Here is an 18,192-nt window from a genome sequence, read left to right on the forward strand (position 1 = left end):
TTCAAATTATAATATTAAAATCAAATAGCATTTAAAATAAATATACTTATAAAATTTTATTTTTTTTAAAATAACTATTGTGTAAAGATTCTAAAAAATTGTAATATAATAAGTATACATTTATTCATTGGGGAAATTTTCTAAACCAAATATTTATTCAGCAAGGAGTTATGCGAAATGTCAGAAAAAACAATTCAAGTCAACTTAAGTTCCGAAAGAAAGCCAAAACCAGAATCTAATCAATTAGAATTTGGAAAGATCTTTACTGATCACATGTTTGTGATGGATTATACAGAAGGGAAGGGATGGCATGATCCTCGTGTTGTTCCGTATCAGCCACTTACGTTAGACCCTGCTGCAATGATTTTTCACTATGGACAAACAGTTTTTGAAGGAATGAAGGCTTATTTAACAAAAGATCAACGAATTTTATTATTCCGTCCAGAAAGAAACATGCAAAGGTTAAATCACTCAAATGATCGATTATGTATTCCGAATATTGATGAAGAATTAGCTTTAGAAGCATTGAAAAAATTGATTTTAGTCGAAAAAGAATGGATTCCTACAGCGGAAGGAACATCGCTGTATATTCGTCCATTCATTATTGCAACAGAGCCTTTCCTTGGAGTTCATGCGTCAAGCAGCTATAAATTCATTATTATTCTTTCTCCGGTAGGTTCGTATTATAAAGAAGGAATCCAACCAGTAAAAATTCTTGTCGAGAGCGATTATGTTCGTGCGGTAGCGGGAGGAACGGGTGAAGCTAAGACAGCAGGCAACTATGCTTCTAGCTTGAAAGCGCAAGAGGTGGCGATCCAAAAAGAGTACTCTCAAGTTTTATGGTTGGACGGAGTAGAAAAGAAATATATTGAAGAAGTCGGTAGCATGAATGTCTTCTTTAAAATCGATGGAGAAGTTGTTACACCAGCATTGAACGGCAGCATTCTTGAAGGGGTAACGCGCAATTCTGTTATTCAATTATTGAAGTATTGGGGAGTACCAGTTTCAGAACGAAAAATCTCCATGCAAGAAGTATATGATGCGTATCAAGCTGGAAAGTTAGAAGAAGCGTTCGGTACCGGAACAGCTGCCGTCATTTCACCGATTGGCGAGTTTTTCTGGAAAGATGAAAAACTTGTCATTAATGAAGGAGAAACAGGAGAAATTTCTAAACAACTATATGAAACGATTACGGGGATTCAAAATGGAACAGAACCAGATCCATTTGATTGGCTAATGGAAATCAATCAAGAGCCTGTAACAAAATAAATAAAAAGACGTCTGCCAATTGAGGCAGGCGTCTTCATAGTAAAAAACTAATAATGAATGTTTACTGCGGTGCCAATGGGAACTGTTCTGGCCAATTGTTCGACATCATGATTGTACATTCGAATACAGCCTTTTGATACATATTTTCCAATCGAGGAAGGGTTATTTGTCCCATGGATTCCATATGATTTTTTCGATAAACTCATCCACATCGTACCATACGGACCGCCGGGATTCGGCGCTTTATTAATAATCACAAAAGTGCCAGCCGGTGTTTGAGTGAGCATTTTACCGACACCTACTGGATAAACGTGTACGACTCTTCCTTGATATGTTAATGTCAATGTTCTAGCAGATAGAGAAACGGAAATTTTGTAAGGAATTGTTTCAGGAGCAGGTAATCCTGGAATGACAATCTTTTGACCAACATAAATGAGATTTGGTTGAATTCCAGGGTTAGCTTTGATCAGCTTTGATAAGGAGATCCGATAATCTTCAGAGATAGACGTTAGCGTTTCACCTGACTTCACCGTATGGATAATGGTGATCACCACCTTTGCATAGAAGGCAAGTTTCATTAATAAATTGTATGCCCACCTGTAATGAATATGTTAGTTAGCAATAGAAAAAGTCGATGAATTAATCAAAAAGGGGGAAAGCCCTTTTTGATTTGAAAAATAATTAAACGTAGGAGTCAATCATCCAACTATGCTCCACTAAGCTATCATTTTCTGTTGTTAGTAAAAGCTGAATAAACTCCTCTACGACAGGGGGAAGATATCGATTTTTGATGGTCATTAAATTAATGGTTCGGAAAATGGACTCATCTTCAATCGGTTTGTAAATAATGTCATCGTTTCGGTAGCTTTTAATTGAATTAATGGGGAGCAAGGCAATTCCAACATTATATTCAATTAGACGGCAAGCCATTTCAAACCGTTCGATTTCAAATTGAATTTTTAGAGATAAATTGTGACGTTGAAACATTTGAATTAAATTCTGTCTCGTTTGCAACCCGTGTGTACTGACAATGAAAGGTTCTGTAGCAAGATCCTCTAAATACAGCCGTTGGTAATTAGCTAATGGATGATGTCTATTCATCGCCACAACGAGAGGCTCCGAGTACAATTCTTGCACGTGAATTACATCTGATTTGATTTGGTGATTTGAAATAACGAAATGAACATCTGAACGATTTAATGCTTGAATAATCCCCTCTAATGTTAACATCTCTTTCAATTCCACTTTTAATTTCGGGTGTTGCTTCGTATAGTCCGCAACCATTTTAGGAAGCCAATTTCGAACGGACTCAATTAAGCCGATTGATAATTTCCCTTCTCCCATTTGTTGAATTTCTTCAATTTCCATTTCTACATTGTGTACATGCTCTAGTATTTCTAACGCGCGATTATAAAAACGTTTTCCCGGCTCTGTTAACTCTATGCCTTTGGCTGTTCTTTCAAACAACAAAAATTTTAATTCTCCCTCTAGTTTTTTGATCGAATGGCTCAAGGAAGGCTGTGAAATATGGAGAAGAACAGCTGCTTTTGAAATACTCTGTTCTTGTGCGGTTACGACAAAATATTGCAATTTACGAAAGTCCATGAGATACTCCTTTTTATTATGTATAGAAAAAAACTATATCAGTATCGAAATGTAATATTAGTATATATACATTATATTTTGTATACTATACTATGGCAAACGCTTACAGCAAGAATAACTAAGGAGTGTTTATATGGAGTTTAATCAAGTAACAAGTTTGTTTTTAGCCGTATTTGTATTTATGGTCGGTTCTTTTTTAATTAAAAAAATCTCATTTTTCGATAGATTTTGCATACCAGCCCCGGTTGTTGGTGGGTTGTTCTTTGCTATTATCGTGACTCTTTTAAATAAATTTAACATCGTTGAGATTACAATTGATACGTCACTGCAAAGTTTGTTTATGTTAGCATTCTTCACGACAGTTGGTTTAGGAGCCAGTACAACTTTAATCAAAATCGGTGGGAAATTATTACTCATTTATTGGGGAATGTGTACGGTATTAGCATTTATGCAAAATGCTATCGGGATTTCTTTAGCTAAAATAATGAACATCGACCCATTAATCGGTATTTTGACGGGAGCAGTTTCCATGTCAGGTGGTCACGGAGGAGCGGCTGCTTACGGTGGCACGATTGAGCAACTCGGACTGACAACGGCAACTACGATCGGATTAGCCGCGGCTACATTAGGTTTGGTTTGTGGTGGATTAGTTGGTGGACCAACAGCAGGATACTTAATGAAAAAGTACAATTTAGCATCAAACGACAGCAAAGTAAATAAATTAGAAGAACCGAAAAAAGAACATCTCGTTCGACTAAGCGATGAGAAAACTTGGATGCGTCAAATGTTTTTAGTTACATTCTGTATGGCGCTAGGATCATATTTCAGTGAATGGTTTGCAAGTACAACAGGTTTAACATTACCTGGTTACGTTGGTGGGATGATTGTAGCTGTCATTGCTCGTTTCATCATTGACAAAGTAAATGAAGATTTCATTAACATGCCAACTGTTCAAATCATCGGTGATATTTCTTTAAATATCTTCCTAGCTATGGCATTAATGAGCATTAAACTATGGGAAATTGCAGACCTTGCGTTACCAATGCTACTCATTATTGCAGTACAAGTTATATTCGTCATGCTGTTCAGCGTGTTTGTTGTTTTCCGAGTACTTGGGAAAAATTACGATGCGGCAGTGATGATCAGTGGAATGTTAGGTCATGGTCTTGGAGCGACTCCAAATGCGATGGCGAATATGTCTGCTGTGACTGCAAAATATGGTCTGTCTAGAAATGCCTTTTTAATCGTACCGATCGCTGGTTCATTTTTAATTGACATTGTAGCTATGCCAATCATTTTAACAAGTATCGAATTATTTAAGTAATAATAAAAGAAAAACAGCCGGCGAATGATCATTCGCCGGCTGTTTTTCTTGTTATATGTTCATATTTATACCAATCACACTGTTGTAATAGGAAAAAATATGATATATTAAAATAATACAAGTCCACTAGGGGTGTCGATTGACTGAGAGAGGAATATTCCTCAACTCTTTGAACCTGAACTGGGTCATACCAGCGTAGGGAAGTGCGGATATGTACCATTATTTGAGATGCTTTTCTTACTCAAATGTCGGTACTTACACCCCCTGGATAAAAAGAAAGGGGATTTTTTTATGGATAGAAACAAGCTAGTGACGATGATTGAAATCGCGGTCATGGCTGGGTTAGCACAGATTTTAAGTCTATTTGAATTTGGAGCGTTGTGGGCATATGGAGGCTCCGTTTCTCTTGTGATGGTTCCAATCTTTTTAATGGCTTTCCGTCGCGGTTTAAAAGCAGGAGTTTTGACAGGGCTCATTGTTGGGCTATTGGGATTGGTTTTAGGTGGTACAATCGTTCATCCTGTGCAGCTAGTGCTTGATTATCCATTAGCATATGCTGTGCTTGGCTTAGCAGGAGTGATGTCCGTTGCATCAGAAATGAATGTCAGTCGAATTATAAGTGGATTGATGCTTGGTACACTTCTACGATTAGCCTGTCATTTTATTTCTGGAGTTGTTTGGTTCGGTCAATATACTCCAGATGACTGGCCAGTTGCTTGGTACTCAATCGTTTATAATGCATCCTACTTAATTCCAGAAATGTTGATTACAACGCTTGTTCTAGTGTTTCTTTATAAAACATCACCAAGCTTTTTTAAACAATCAACTTCGTCGGTACAAAGTGTCACTAGTGTGAAAATATAATCGTAAAAGGTCTAGATCATAACAGATGGTCTAGACCTTTTTGTGTTGTAAAAAAACAATGCGGGTTTTGTTTGCTAAAAATCCTCTTGATTTGTTTACAAATAATTAAAAATACAGAAAGCAGATTTTACATTTGATTAATATTGGCTTTATTTTTGAATTCTATAATTCTATTTGTAAAACAAAACGAAACAAAAATCAGGAGGATCAACATGCGTGTAAATTTGTCGGTTTTTAAATTATCTTGTGTTGGGCTATTATCTATTCCTTTAATGTTTGGATGCTCAGGTGAATCAGAGAAAGCTGCTAAATCGGAAACGAATTACAATGACTTATCTGTAGAAGAAGTGGAACAAAAGGCGAAAGAAGAAGGAGAAGTAAATTCAGTCGGAATGCCAGACACATGGGCAAACTGGGTAGGGACTTGGGAAGATTTAAACACAAAATATGGTTTGAAACATACGGATACAGATATGTCAAGCGCCGAGGAATTAGCGAAATTTGAATCGGAAAAGGAAAATGCCACAGCGGATATTGGAGATGTTGGCGTAGCATTTGGTCCGATCGCAGAAGAGAAAGAACTGACGATACCGTATAAAACTTCTTATTGGGATGAGATTCCTGAATGGGCGAAGGATGATGATGGGGATTGGATCGTGGGATATACAGGAACGATTGCCTTCATTAGTGATAAAACAAAAGTAAAGGAAATTCCGAAATCATGGAAAGAGCTTAAAGAAAGCAAGTATTCCGTAACAATCAGTGACGTACCAACAGCAAATCAAGGACAATTTTCTGTATTAGCTGCTGCTTATGCGAATGGTGGAGATGAAAAGAACATTGAGCCAGGCTTAAATTATTTTGCTGATTTAGCGAAGGAAGGAAGAATCGGCGGTGGTGATGTGAGTGTGGCTTCTTTAGAAAAAGGTGAAGTAGAAGTCGCTATCGTATGGGATTTTAATGCATTAAACTATCGTGATCAAATCGATCCAGAACGTTTTGAGGTTATTATTCCAGAAGAAACATCTGTTATGTCAGGGTATGCGACGGTCATTAACAAGTATGCGAAACATCCTCATGCCGCAATGTTAGCGCGCGAATATATTTTATCCGATGAAGGTCAAATGAACTTAGCAGAAGGGTATGCCCGTCCGATTCGTGAGAAAGCTGAACTTTCGGAAGAGGTAGAAGCAAAATTATTACCTGATGCAATGTACAAAAATGTTCGCCCAGTCGAAGATGATAAAGCTTGGGAGGAAACAACGAAACAATTACCGCAATTATGGGAAGAAAAGGTGTTAGTACATGCAAAATAAATTGATTTTTATTACGATTGACGGCCTAAGATTTGATACGGCCGTCTCGCAAATGGGATATATTAATCACCTTGTTGAAAAAGGGAAGGCAGCGCGATATAAAGTACAATCAGAACTTCCAAGCATGTCTCGTCCATTGTATGAAGTGTTGTTAACAGGAACACCTGCTTATCAAAATGGGATTACGCATAATGGAGTCGTTCGATTATCTCATGAAAAAAGCTTATTTCATTTAACGAAGGAACAAGGTAGAACGAATGCGACTGCTTCGTATTATTGGGTTAGTGAGTTGTATAGTCGTGCACCCTTTCTTCCAGAACGAGATCGTTTCCAGTTTGAAGGTACTCATGCGATCGAAAAAGGGATTTTCTATTGGGAAGATCATTATCCTGATAACCATTTATTTGCTGATGCGAATCATTTATTACATACGTACAAACCGGATTTTCTTTATATCCATTCGATGAATGTCGATGACGATGGCCATAAATTTACGTCTGATTCCAAACAGTATCGAGGCAGAGCTATTGGTGCAGATATCATTTTAGCGCATGCTTTACCACAATGGCTCAAAGAAGGTTATCAAGTGATCGTTACCGCTGATCACGGGATGAATACAGATGGAATGCATGGAGGAACGACGTTTGAGGAACGCTCTGTGCCGTTGTATATCATCAGTGAAAAAGTAAAGCCGCAAATTGTAGAGGAAGAAATCCCACAACTTCAATTGGCTCCTTTAGCTTGTCATTTATTAAATATTCAACCTTCATCAGCGATGCAGCCGTTAACAATTCCAGGTATAGTTGGGGCGTCTGAATAAGACGCCTTTTTGTAAGAAAGGAGCTGGTTAGTTTGAAGCGTATAAATGGAATGGTCATCGCTAGTCTTGTTCCATTCTGTCTATTGATTGTCTGTTTTTTATTTATTCCCTTTGTCTCGATGATCATGGCGAGCTTTCAAAGTGGCACAGGGGATGGATTGACTCTTGATCAATATAAAGAAGTGTTCGCTAGTGTGTATTATCATAAAGCCTTTAAAAATAGTATATTGATTTCGTTTGTCTCTAGCTTAGTTGCGATTGCTGTTGGTGTGTTTGCTTCGTATGCTATCACGTTATTTTCTTCCAAAATCCAAGAAAGAATTTTAGTCATTACGAACCTTACATCTAATTTTGCAGGTGTTCCGTTAGCCTTTGCGTTTATCGTTCTGATCGGCAATAGCGGAGTGTTTACTTTACTTTTACATAAGTACGGAATCAATTTATTAGAAACATTTCATCTTTATTCATGGTCTGGGCTCGTTTTAATTTATATTTATTTTCAGCTACCGCTTTGTGTGATGTTTTTATACCCGGTGTTTTCGGGCATTCAAGTGCAATGGAAGGAAGCAGCTTCTTTGCTTGGCGCGTCAACGGCCCAATTTTGGTGGAAGGTCGGCTTGCCTTTTATGCTACCAAGTTTAGCAGGAACCTTTAGTATTTTATTTGCGAATGCGATGGGCGCCTATGCTTCTGTTTTTGCTTTAACAGGTAGTTCATATAATTTAGTGACGATTCGAATCGGTGCTCTTGTGTCAGGTGATATTTTTGCGCGTCCAGAGCTTGGAAGTGCCTTAGCGGTCATCTTAGGGTTGATTCTTGTCGTTGCGATGTTGATCAATGAGTGGTTAACTCGAAAAGTTCGGAGGGATTTATCGTGAGAAAGCCGCTTCTTCCTATGATTATGGCCGGCATTGCGGCGATTTATTTAGTGCTACCATTGTTCGCTACTTTGCTGTACTCTTTCGCTACCGATTGGAACGCAACAGTTTTACCAGAGGGGTATACGTTAGAGTGGTACAAGACACTGTTTCAAGATTCACGATTTTTTGAAGCGTTAGGCCGTTCCTTATCGTTATCACTTATTTCTACGCTTCTCGGTTTGGTCATTATTGTTCCAACGGTATTTAGTATCGTCGTCTATGCACCGAGGTTAGAAAAGTTTATCCAAGTATTAGTCGTTATGACGTATGCGATGCCAGGTGTCATTCTTGCTGTTGGATTAATTAGAGCGTATGCGGATACGAATCTATCGATGACTTTAGTGGTGATCGGTGCCTATTTTGTTGGGATTCTACCGTTTATGTACCAAGGAACGCGAAATAGCTTACGAACGATTCATGCGGTTTCATTAATGGAAGCAGCTGAGTTATTAGGGGCCAGTCGTTGGACTGCTTTTCGATCGGTCATTATACCGAATATATTATCAGGGTTATTAGTTTCTTCCTTACTATCATTTTCGATTTTGTTTGGAGAGTTTGTTCTCATTAATTTAGTTCTTGGTGGCCGATTTGAGACTGTTCAAATCTTTCTATATCAACAGTTAAGTAAGAGTGGTCATATAGCGAGTGCGATTGTCGTTTGTTATTTCTTGTTGATGTGCATCGTCTCGTTCATCATTATCCAACTCACCAAAGTGAAAAAGGAGCACGTGTAGCATATGAGTTATATTACCATTCAAAATATAAATAAGTCATTTCATGATAAAGCAGTTCTGCAATCACTCAACCTTTCTTTAGAAGAAGGAGAATTTGTGACTTTACTGGGACCGAGCGGATGCGGAAAAAGTACGTTACTACGAATACTCGCTGGATTAACTACTCCAGATGCAGGGAGCATTATGATGGATGGGAAAGAGATCACAAATGTAAAAGCGAAAGAAAGAAATGTTGGAATGATCTTTCAATCTTACGCTCTATTTCCTAACATGACGGTCGAGGAAAATATCTCATTCGGTTTGAAAATGAAAAAGGTCAACAAAGATACTATGAAGCAAAAAGTTCAGCAGCTCATTAAAATGGTTGGTCTTGAAGGAAAGGAAATATCGTATCCGAGGGAATTATCAGGAGGTCAGCAGCAAAGAGTCGCCTTGGCTCGTGCCTTAATTGTAGAACCGAAAGTGCTTTTACTAGACGAACCTTTAAGTGCCTTAGATGCTCAAATACGAAAAAGTTTGCAAAAGCTACTTCGACGCATTCAACAAGAATTGAACATGACGACGATTCTTGTGACACATGATCAAGAAGAAGCGATGGCTATGAGCGATCGAATCTTTTTATTAAATAACGGGCAAATTGTGCAAAGTGGGACTCCTCATTCGATCTATACAAAGCCGAAAAATGAATTCGCTGCTCAATTTATCGGTAATTATAATATTTTAACCGGACAACAGTTAAATACATTGATGAAAGAGGAGCATTTTTCTTCCAACAAAAAATATGCGATTCGACCTGAAGCATTTTCTTCGATTCCAATGGAAGGTGGGTTCGTTATTGCTGGAAAAGTGAAGGATGTGCAGTTGCTTGGAAATATTGCTCGCTATGAGCTAAAGCATCATCAAATCACCTATTTCGCTGATTTTCTGCATCAATCAAATGAACTTGAGCGCCTAAATGAAGTCGTCACTTTATATGTACAGAAAGAGGATGTCATTGAGCTATCATGAGTACATTACAGAAGGAACGATACGTCTATATTTTGAAAGAAATTGAAAGTGTCGGGAAGATCATGGTCGCGGAGATGGCTCATCAATTACAAGTGACGCCAGAGACGATTAGGAAAGACTTAGATGTATTAGAGAAAGAGAAAAAGTTAAAAAGAGTCCATGGTGGAGCGGTGAAATATGGACAAACACAGAAAGAAGCACATTTTAATAAAAAAATGAATGATCAATACTACCAAAAAAGAGAAATTGGCAAAAAAGCAGCGGAAATCATCGAAGACAATGACACGATCATGATTGACGTCGGCACAACGACCGTTCATATTCCTGAACATATCGTTGGCGTGCAACGATTGACGGTTGTGACCAACTCTTTAGCGGCTGCGGATCTATTGAATAAACAAATTGAGAATCGTTTTTTTGACGGCAAAGTGATTGTGCTTGGTGGCGTGGCTAACCCTGAACAAAAATCGGTTGCGGGCACATTAACATGCAATATGTTAAAGCATTTTCAATTTGATAAAGCATTTATTTCTTGTGGAGGCATTACAACTCAAGATATTAGTGATTTTGATCTAGAAGAATCGATCGTTTCTGCTCAAATGATCAAGCAAACGAATGAAGTCGTTTTGTTAGCTGATTGTTCCAAGTTAGGAAATAAATCATTTTATAAGATTTGTCCTACGAAAGAGGTTCATTCTATTATTTGTGATCAAGCGATGCCAGCCGAGTGGAAACAACATAAAAATTTACAACATATCAAATGGATTGAAGCTAAAGGTAGGGGAGCAATATGAAAATAGATTATCATGTTCACTTAGAAGAAGGACCATATTCATTGCGATGGTTAGACCGAACGAATCAAGCGATCTCACATTTTAAAAAAGAGGCACCGATGAAACATACGAAAGCATGGCTTGCTCATAGTATGGATCAGTTGAGTTTGAGACTATCAGCCAGCGCTTATTCAAAGGAATGGCTTCGCTTTTACTTAAAGAAAGCAAAAGAACTAGGGATTCAAGAAGTAGGAATTGTCGATCATCTGTATCGATTTACAGATACTCGCCCTTACTTTGAAACCTATATGACAATGGATGAAACGGAATTAGGGAAGAAGCAACGGTTTTGGCTAGATCAAGTCATGACGGAACATATTGAAGAGTTTGTACATACGATTGAAGAAGCGAAAGTAGAGTGGGAGCAAGAAGGTGTCGCTTTAAGACTAGGAATTGAAGCGGATTATTTTCCAGGAGGAGAAAAGTGGTTAAAGGCCTATTTAGATCGTTATTCATGGGATTATATTATCGGCTCCACTCACTTTGTGGAAGGATGGGGATTTGATAATCCAGACACGAAAGAAAAGTTTAATGAATACCATTTACTAGAGTTGTATGAACGATTCTTTGGAGCGGTAGAGCAATCGATTCGCTCTCGTCTATTTGATTTTGTCGCTCATTTAGATAATTTAAAAGTGTTTAACCATCGTCCACATGAAAGTGAATTGCTTTCATTTTATGAACGAATCGCTCAAGCGTTAGCGGAGACCGATACAGCGACAGAGATCAATTCCGGCTTATATTATCGCTACCCCGTAAAGGAAATGTGCCCGAGTCCGACCTTTCTATCTATTTTGATTCAGCATGGAGTGAAATTTACGACTTCATCGGATTCTCACTTTCCAGATGATGTAGGCTCTTATATTGACGAAGGGAAGAAGATGCTTGCCCAATATGGGGTGAAGGAACTGTGTACGTTTAAGCAACGTCAAAGAATCATGAAACCAATTATTGAATAAAGTGAGCCTCTGGATGTATGTGGCATCTAGAGGTTCTTTGCTTTTCTGAAAAATGATATAATGAAAGACTATCTAACAGGGTAAGGAGACGAATAAAATTTGATGAAATTAGTTTCTTGGAATGTCAATGGCTTGCGAGCTTGTGTGAAAAAAGGGTTTTTAGATTACTTTCATGAAGTCGATGCGGATATTTTCTGCCTGCAGGAAACGAAATTGCAGGAGGGACAAATAGATTTAGAGCTTGAAGGGTATGAACAGTATTGGAATTATGCAGAGAAGAAAGGGTATTCGGGAACAGCGGTATTTACGAAACAACGCCCTTTGTCTGTTTCATATGGTATAGGGAGTAATGAAGATGAAGTGGAAGGCAGAATTATTACGTTAGAATTTGAAGAATTTTATCTCGTGAATGTCTATACACCTAATGCGAAGCGCGATCTTTCACGTTTAGCTGAAAGACTAGAGTGGGAAGATGAGCTACGCGCGTATTTAAAACAATTAGATAAGGTAAAGCCTGTCATCTTATGTGGGGATTTAAACGTTGCTCATCAAGAAATCGATTTGAAAAATGACAAAACAAACCGAGGAAATTCTGGATTTACAGATGAAGAACGAGGGAAGATGACTAGACTACTTGAAGCTGGCTTTGTTGATAGTTTTCGCTATCTTTATCCAGATACGACAGATGCCTATAGTTGGTGGTCGTATATGAATAAAGTAAGGGAACGAAACATCGGCTGGCGGATTGATTATTTTATCGTGTCAGAGCGATTGACATCTAGGTTGCAGGAGGCTTCGATTCATGCTCATATACTCGGAAGCGATCACTGCCCGGTGGTTTTGGAGCTTCAGTGAAATCATCTCCTTTCCTTGCAGAAGATAGTTAATGTTGAGGAAAAGTAAAAAGAAAATTAAAAATTATAAGATAATGTAAATGATTTGTTAAAAAAAGGAATGATCACTTCTATTTTTCTCTAAATCTAGTATGATTAGTTATGTAATATTGATTGCTACTTTAAAGGAGGAAAAGAGAATGAAAAGTTTAAAACAATGGTTTATGTTATTATTAGCTTCTCTAATGATCCTAGGTGTTGCTACAGGTTGTAGTGACGACGCAACCAATGAAGAAGATACGAACACAGAGGAAACGGAAACTGAAGAAACAGAAGATACAAACACTGAAGATACTGAAGAAGAAACAGAAGAAGAAGGTCAATAATAATTGTGAAAAGCCTAAGTCCATTTGGATTTAGGTTTTTTAGTTTCTGAATTAATAATGTATTTTTGTTTTACTAAGTTCTGCTTGTACAATTTTTAGATGTAGAGTAATATTTTTATTGCAAAAAATATATGTGTGAAAAGCAAACTAATTGAAAGATTAGGACGCAAAGCCAACAGGTCTAAGATTAAGTAAATGGATTATGATAGCTGGGCTGCCTCAAAAATGAGGAATAAACTAAATGATGAATGTAAGCACTCAAGTATTAGACGAAACATCTGTCTTATCTGCGTTAGAATCAAATCTAGCAATGGTAGAGTTCAATCTAGATAGAAAAGTTATTTGGGCAAATGAAAACTTTGCAAAAACTTTAGGCTATACAGTGAATGAACTGAAAAACATGCGCCATGAACAGTTCTGCACGATGGAATTTAGAAACAGTGAAAAATATACAGATCTATGGAGTAATCTGATTAAAGGCCATAAGTTTCAAGAAAAAATTCAAAGGCTTGATAAAGGCAATCATATAGTTTGGCTTGAAGCTACCTATATTCCAGTCCGAAATGAACAAGGAAAAGTGAATGCCATTCTTAAAATTGCGACCGATATTACAGAACGTGAAAATAATACGAGAAAAATTATCTCTCAATTAAAAGATGTGCCTGTAGAATTAGTAAATATCGTGGTTGTAAATTCTACTGAAAAAATACAAGCGATTGAATCGTTAAAAAAACAAATTGATTTAATTAATGAAATATCTAAAATGATACGTAATATTTCTTCTCAAACGAATATGTTAGCTTTAAATGCAGCTATTGAGGCTGCTCGTGTAGGAGAACATGGACGAGGTTTTAAAGTCGTAGCGGATGAAGTTCGAAAATTGGCAGGTAACGCTGAAAATGCAATTAAAAATGTGAATTCAAACGTAGAAAATATTAAATACGAAGTAGAAAGAGTTAGCAAAATAACAGATCACTTACAAGAAACAATTATAGAAACTCAACATCAATTCAATAAGAATATTGAAGAATTTGAGCTTGCTACTAGTGTTTTAAAGTATTAGATCGTCAAGCAGTAATTCCTGTGAAAAGGAATTACTGCTTTTTCGTATTATGGGGAATATCGGCCCTCGAATTTTAACATCCCACATAAATTTTGGATATGTCTTCACTTATATGAACACAACAAAGAATGGCTATGCAAACCATTTGGTAGAAAATGATTTTCTTACTTATGTAATAGAATCTCATCATCATTTGAATCTTGGCGATCGAGTAAAGATCAAGGGGATGGAGCTTGTAGTGGCTGAATCAATTGCCACAATGAAACAAGGTATACTAACTTATAGTTATCTTTTAACCTTGGAAGAAGGTATTCGACAAGAGCCGATTTACCCTGCCTTCCTTGCTGGAGCAGCGTTGGAAGGGAAAATAATTGATGTCCACAAGACTATGGTTCGAGTTCACCTAGTTATTGATGAAGAACAAAGCAAAGAAGAGGCAACTTGGTTTCCATGTAATTCATTGTATACTGGAGAAGGGCACACTGGCTTCTACTGTATGCCAGAAATAGGGGATACCGTTCACCTTTTCTTTCTTAATTCTAAGGAAGAAGAAGCGGTCGTTTATCGTGGATGGCGTAAAAGTGGGGAGACGAACTCGAAGACTGGATAGGCTACACTAAGTTAGACAACTCTTATAAGGGGTAGTACACTAAAAGGACTAACCTTAAGGAGCGGGTCAAAATGAGAAGAGAACGTCGAACGTTTACAGCCGAATTTAAACGGCAAATGGTGAAGCTCTATGAAAACGGAAAATCGCGAGCGGATATTGCGAGAGAATATGAGATTACGCCTTCTTCATTAGATCGTTGGATTAAAAATCATCAGGAAACAGGATCTTTCAAGGCAGAAGACAATCGTACGACAGAAGAAACAGAATTGCTTGAACTACGCAAAGAAGTGCAACGCCTACGAATGGAAAATGATATTTTAAAGCAAGCCGCGCTGATCATGGGACGAAAATAGATGTGATTCGTAACAACGCTCACAAATATTCGGTATCAGCCATGTGTGACGTCCTACAAATTCCAAGAAGTACTTACTACTATCACCTTCACAAGCGTGAAGATGACGAAAAACAAGCGGAGGAAGCAGACTTACAAGAGCGTATTTATACGATTTTTAAGCAAAGCCGCAATAACTATGGGACACGTAAAATTAAGAAAGAATTAGAGAAACAAGACCTGACGGTTTCTAGACGACGTATAGGTGGAATCATGAAGGATTTAGGTCTTGTCTCGAATTACACGGTTGCTTATTACAGACCACAAAAGAAACAAAGTAACGAGACGGCAATCGCCAACGTATTAAATCGTGAATTCCAACAAGAGAAGGAATTATCGGTATTAGTTAGTGATTTAACGTACGTGCGTGTCGGGAAAAAATGGCACTATGTGTGCTTGTTTGTCGATCTTTTTAATCGTGAATTAGTCGGTGCCAGTGCAGGTCCAAGTAAAGACGCAGCACTTGTCTACCAAGCTTTAAGTAACATTAAAGGTAACCTGACAAACGTACAATTATTCCACACAGACCGTGGCTCAGAATTCGATAATCAACTAATGGCCGAAGCAACAGAAGCATTTGGCATCCAGCGTTCACTTAGTGCAAAAGGATGTCCGTATGATAATGCCGTGGCCGAAGCGACATACAAGAGCTTTAAGATCGAATTTGTGTACCAACGCACTTTCCATTCCCTTGAACAACTAGATCTTGAACTACGGGATTATGTGAACTGGTTTAATCACATTCGAATTCATCAAACACTAGGATATCTGACACCAACTGAATTTAAGCAGCAGTCCTTATAAAGATTGTTCAGGTTAGTGTTGACATTCCAGACATCTAACCCTGCCATCAAGTATTGGGGGACCCCTCATCGAAAAGAGATAAAGTTCAGCACTAACGATATGGTCGTTACAGCTAAAGAAGGATCTATTTTCCTTAAACTTCATGAGGAAGAAGGTATTGAACTGCATAGTGAGCAGGCCCTTGCTTGCCAAGCAGAAAAAAACTTATCCTTTTCCAGCAGACAAAACTTAACCATCCAAGCAGAAAAATCGATCTTTTTTACATGCGATTCCAGTAGCCTTGTGATGGATGGAATTACCGATATTCAAGGTTCACAAGTAAAGATGAGAGGTTCTGTCAAAGCGCCTGTGTCTGTGGCAAATGAAGAAGAAGGAATCGATGAATTTCAATTAGGCCTAGACGTCACTGGTATGATCCCTATTTCAGGGGGTGGCTACGATGGCTAAAAAGAAAAAAAGAAGAAGAAAAAAGGCATATTTTCTCGTCTGTTAGGGAGTATTCCCTTTGCTGGATCGGTTCGTCGACGTGCGAGGAAAGTCAGAAGAAAAGCCAAAAGAGCCAAAAGACGCTTTAAAAGAAGAGTGAGAAGAAGCAAACGAAGATTATCCACTCGTCTCCGTAGAACGAGAAGAAGGCTGAGGCGAAAAGTCAGGCGAAGGATTGGAAAAGTCTACACAAAAGCAAGACGACTCAAAAATAATTTATCGAAAAGAAAATTAGCAAAAAAATATAAAAAAATTATAAAGAAAACCGTCGTTCGCGCCAAAAAAGTCGTTAAAAAAACGGTGGCGGCTGCTAAAAAAGTAACAAAGAAAACAATTTCAACGGCTAAAAAAGTAAGACAAAAAGTCCACAATGTCAAAAAGACGGCCGTCAAAAAAGCCATAATCTTAGCAAAAAAGACCACCTGGAAAGATGTGGCTTCATTGACGCTGGATTGCATCCCTATTATAGGAAATGCTAAAGCTGCCTATGAAGCAACAACCGGAAAAGATCCAATCACTGGCCGGAAACTAGCAGATTGGGAACGCTCATTAACAGCTGCCGCTATACTGGCAGGCCCTGTAGCTAAGGTTGGGGCACGAGGAGTCAAGTTGGCTGGCAAAGGCACGAACGAGCTAGTTACCTCTTTGAAAAAAGTCGCTTCCCGTGTGAAGAATATCAAAATCCCATCTATTCATTTAGGCGAAGAGCTTGCTACTTTAGGTCCTGCGGTGGGCAATGAACCTACGAGACTTGGTGATTTATTTAGCAAGATTAAGGTTAAGGGGAAAGATACGAAGAATAAGAAAGATAATAAGGCTGATAAGGGTGCGAATACCGAAATTACTATTAAGTATGATAAACAAATGCCAAAACGTGAATTTGAGAGAAAAGCTAATAAATTAAAAGAGTTAGGTGATAAGGGCTTATTATATAAAGCACAAAATCCAGTACCAAGAAACCCAGCAGTTACAAGAGCCTATAGGCAAGACATGATAAAAAGAATTTGGAATCAGTATGGAAAAATAAATCCTGAATTTGGAAAGAAATTAATTCACAGGGTAACTAAACGTATGCAACCTGATCATGTTTGGGAATTACAATTAGGTGGACCAGATTCAGCTGAAAATTTAAAATTCCTTGATTCCTTTACTAACTGGAATATTGGTACTCGGCAGATTAGACCACAAATTAGAAAGCTACCCACTGGTACAAAGATTAAGGTTGATTGGGGGAATATAGATGAATGAGTTATTAAAATCAATAGTAGAGAAAGTAAAAGAAGATTTGATATCTGAACCTGATAGTATAATTTATGGTGAATTAAATGATGGGAACAAAAATATAAACTCAGACGATAACCACCTTAAAGAACATTATGACTTCTTAAGAATTTGTGATGGAGCAAGATGTGGAGCAATTGATTTATGGTCATATGATGAGTTATCTTTACATCAGTCTCGTGTTTCTAATTTTTTGGGAGGAACAGAAAAATGGGTTGAAGTTGGACAGGTCTTATATGAACCTTTAGTAATTGAAAAGGAATCAGGTTTAATCTATTGTTTTCATCAAGGCCATCCAGCAAAAATAGGACAAACTCTAGGGAGTTTTAACTATTTCATGCTCAATTATGTTTTTGGTAAAAAGTATGAAGAGTTGATTCCTGATTCTCATTTAGAAGATTGGTACCAGTATCTCAAAAGAATTGGTTTAGCTTGATTTTTTAAGTAGTTTGAAAATCGACAACTCATGGCAATACTGAAGTAGGACGAAAAGAGCAAGAATTAGAGAGATGACATTTTACTAGGCAAGGAAAAGGCATAAGTAACAAACTAACGAGAGCGAACAAGCTCATAGGTTTAAACTTAACACCTGTCAATAAGTAAAAAAGATGTCATACTGTCGATATACAAAATGTTAAAATTACAGCTAACAGCTTAAAGGTATTAATAAATTTAAAGCACTTGAT

Annotated in this window: 20 protein-coding genes, 1 pseudogene and 2 riboswitches; of the genes and pseudogenes, 19 read left to right on the forward strand and 2 right to left on the reverse strand. The window is 37.7% G+C overall.

Annotation, left to right across the window (positions count from 1 at the left end):
• Nucleotides 1-177 precede the first annotated feature (177 nt).
• Nucleotides 178-1,269 (forward strand): branched-chain amino acid aminotransferase, encoded by a 1,092-nt coding sequence (locus ACSVDJ_RS08170; RefSeq protein ID WP_439170487.1) that lies wholly within the window; start codon nucleotides 178-180, stop codon nucleotides 1,267-1,269.
• 47 nt (nucleotides 1,270-1,316) lie between these two features.
• On the opposite strand, the gene ACSVDJ_RS08175 is transcribed toward ACSVDJ_RS08170, so the two are convergent.
• The gene (locus tag ACSVDJ_RS08175; RefSeq protein WP_439170569.1) at nucleotides 1,317-1,811 is read right to left on the reverse strand and encodes a L,D-transpeptidase family protein; all 495 of its coding nucleotides are present in this window, start codon (nucleotides 1,809-1,811) and stop codon (nucleotides 1,317-1,319) included.
• 139 nt (nucleotides 1,812-1,950) lie between these two features.
• Complete coding sequence (locus ACSVDJ_RS08180; RefSeq protein ID WP_439170486.1) at nucleotides 1,951-2,874, reverse strand: LysR family transcriptional regulator; 924 nt, start codon at nucleotides 2,872-2,874, stop codon at nucleotides 1,951-1,953.
• A gap of 133 nt (nucleotides 2,875-3,007) precedes the next feature.
• Here ACSVDJ_RS08180 and gltS point away from each other — a divergent pair, with 133 nt between their 5' ends.
• From gltS to ACSVDJ_RS08270, 18 genes and pseudogenes are all read left to right on the forward strand, one after another.
• A complete protein-coding gene (gltS, locus tag ACSVDJ_RS08185; protein ID WP_439170485.1) occupies nucleotides 3,008-4,198 on the forward strand; it encodes a sodium/glutamate symporter in 1,191 nt (396 codons plus the stop codon).
• Nucleotides 4,199-4,316: 118 nt separating this feature from the next.
• Nucleotides 4,317-4,417: riboswitch (TPP riboswitch) on the forward strand.
• Between the two features lie 72 nt (nucleotides 4,418-4,489).
• Complete coding sequence (thiT, locus tag ACSVDJ_RS08190; RefSeq protein WP_439170484.1) at nucleotides 4,490-5,062, forward strand: energy-coupled thiamine transporter ThiT; 573 nt, start codon at nucleotides 4,490-4,492, stop codon at nucleotides 5,060-5,062.
• A 212-nt stretch (nucleotides 5,063-5,274) separates the two neighbouring features.
• Nucleotides 5,275-6,378: an ABC transporter substrate-binding protein gene (locus ACSVDJ_RS08195; protein ID WP_439170482.1), complete on the forward strand. Its 1,104-nt coding sequence runs from the start codon at nucleotides 5,275-5,277 to the stop codon at nucleotides 6,376-6,378.
• Nucleotides 6,368-7,198 (forward strand): alkaline phosphatase family protein, encoded by an 831-nt coding sequence (locus tag ACSVDJ_RS08200; protein ID WP_439170481.1) that lies wholly within the window; start codon nucleotides 6,368-6,370, stop codon nucleotides 7,196-7,198. The genes ACSVDJ_RS08195 and ACSVDJ_RS08200 overlap by 11 nt, the downstream gene beginning before the upstream one ends.
• A 32-nt stretch (nucleotides 7,199-7,230) precedes the next feature.
• On the forward strand, nucleotides 7,231-8,076 hold the full coding sequence (locus tag ACSVDJ_RS08205; protein WP_439170480.1) for an ABC transporter permease: 846 nt from the start codon (nucleotides 7,231-7,233) through the stop codon (nucleotides 8,074-8,076).
• Nucleotides 8,073-8,852: an ABC transporter permease gene (locus ACSVDJ_RS08210; protein WP_439170479.1), complete on the forward strand. Its 780-nt coding sequence runs from the start codon at nucleotides 8,073-8,075 to the stop codon at nucleotides 8,850-8,852. Before ACSVDJ_RS08205 ends, ACSVDJ_RS08210 begins: the two co-directional genes overlap by 4 nt.
• 3 nt (nucleotides 8,853-8,855) lie before the next feature.
• Nucleotides 8,856-9,860, forward strand: coding sequence for an ABC transporter ATP-binding protein (locus ACSVDJ_RS08215; protein ID WP_439170477.1), 1,005 nt, complete (start codon nucleotides 8,856-8,858; stop codon nucleotides 9,858-9,860).
• Nucleotides 9,857-10,654 carry a DeoR/GlpR family DNA-binding transcription regulator gene (locus ACSVDJ_RS08220; protein WP_439170476.1) on the forward strand — a complete coding sequence of 266 codons (798 nt, stop codon included), beginning with the start codon at nucleotides 9,857-9,859 and terminating at the stop codon, nucleotides 10,652-10,654. Before ACSVDJ_RS08215 ends, ACSVDJ_RS08220 begins: the two co-directional genes overlap by 4 nt.
• A complete protein-coding gene (locus tag ACSVDJ_RS08225; RefSeq protein WP_439170475.1) occupies nucleotides 10,651-11,652 on the forward strand; it encodes a histidinol phosphate phosphatase domain-containing protein in 1,002 nt (333 codons plus the stop codon). The genes ACSVDJ_RS08220 and ACSVDJ_RS08225 overlap by 4 nt, the downstream gene beginning before the upstream one ends.
• Before the next feature lie 102 nt (nucleotides 11,653-11,754).
• Nucleotides 11,755-12,507: an exodeoxyribonuclease III gene (locus ACSVDJ_RS08230; RefSeq protein WP_439170568.1), complete on the forward strand. Its 753-nt coding sequence runs from the start codon at nucleotides 11,755-11,757 to the stop codon at nucleotides 12,505-12,507.
• Nucleotides 12,508-12,685: 178 nt separating this feature from the next.
• Entirely contained in the window at nucleotides 12,686-12,871 is a 186-nt protein-coding gene (locus ACSVDJ_RS08235; protein WP_439170473.1) for a hypothetical protein, read from the forward strand.
• A gap of 131 nt (nucleotides 12,872-13,002) precedes the next feature.
• A riboswitch (cyclic di-GMP riboswitch) is annotated at nucleotides 13,003-13,093 on the forward strand.
• A gap of 22 nt (nucleotides 13,094-13,115) precedes the next feature.
• Nucleotides 13,116-13,496 (forward strand): annotated as a pseudogene (locus tag ACSVDJ_RS08240) (PAS domain-containing protein); the annotation flags it as partial.
• Nucleotides 13,497-13,553: 57 nt separating this feature from the next.
• Nucleotides 13,554-13,934 (forward strand): methyl-accepting chemotaxis protein, encoded by a 381-nt coding sequence (locus ACSVDJ_RS08245; RefSeq protein WP_518620626.1) that lies wholly within the window; start codon nucleotides 13,554-13,556, stop codon nucleotides 13,932-13,934.
• Between the two features lie 112 nt (nucleotides 13,935-14,046).
• Complete coding sequence (locus tag ACSVDJ_RS08250; protein WP_439170472.1) at nucleotides 14,047-14,544, forward strand: phage baseplate assembly protein V; 498 nt, start codon at nucleotides 14,047-14,049, stop codon at nucleotides 14,542-14,544.
• A gap of 71 nt (nucleotides 14,545-14,615) precedes the next feature.
• Nucleotides 14,616-15,739, forward strand: a protein-coding gene (locus ACSVDJ_RS08255; protein ID WP_518619624.1) for an IS3 family transposase whose coding sequence is annotated in 2 segments (ribosomal slippage) — nucleotides 14,616-14,895 and nucleotides 14,895-15,739 — 1,125 coding nt in all. Because the reading frame shifts where the segments join, the coding sequence is not laid out codon by codon here.
• Nucleotides 15,740-15,838: 99 nt separating this feature from the next.
• On the forward strand, nucleotides 15,839-16,186 hold the full coding sequence (locus ACSVDJ_RS08260; RefSeq protein WP_518620447.1) for a hypothetical protein: 348 nt from the start codon (nucleotides 15,839-15,841) through the stop codon (nucleotides 16,184-16,186).
• 135 nt (nucleotides 16,187-16,321) lie between these two features.
• Nucleotides 16,322-17,473 (forward strand): pre-toxin TG domain-containing protein, encoded by a 1,152-nt coding sequence (locus ACSVDJ_RS08265; RefSeq protein WP_439171284.1) that lies wholly within the window; start codon nucleotides 16,322-16,324, stop codon nucleotides 17,471-17,473.
• Nucleotides 17,466-17,942, forward strand: a complete 477-nt coding sequence (locus tag ACSVDJ_RS08270; RefSeq protein ID WP_439171285.1) for a hypothetical protein — start codon at nucleotides 17,466-17,468, stop codon at nucleotides 17,940-17,942. The genes ACSVDJ_RS08265 and ACSVDJ_RS08270 overlap by 8 nt, the downstream gene beginning before the upstream one ends.
• Nucleotides 17,943-18,192: the final 250 nt, after the last annotated feature.

Origin of the sequence: Bacillus sp. Hm123, assembly GCF_051842975.2 — a bacterium.
Taxonomy (GTDB): Bacteria; Bacillota; Bacilli; order Bacillales; family Domibacillaceae; genus Bacillus_CE.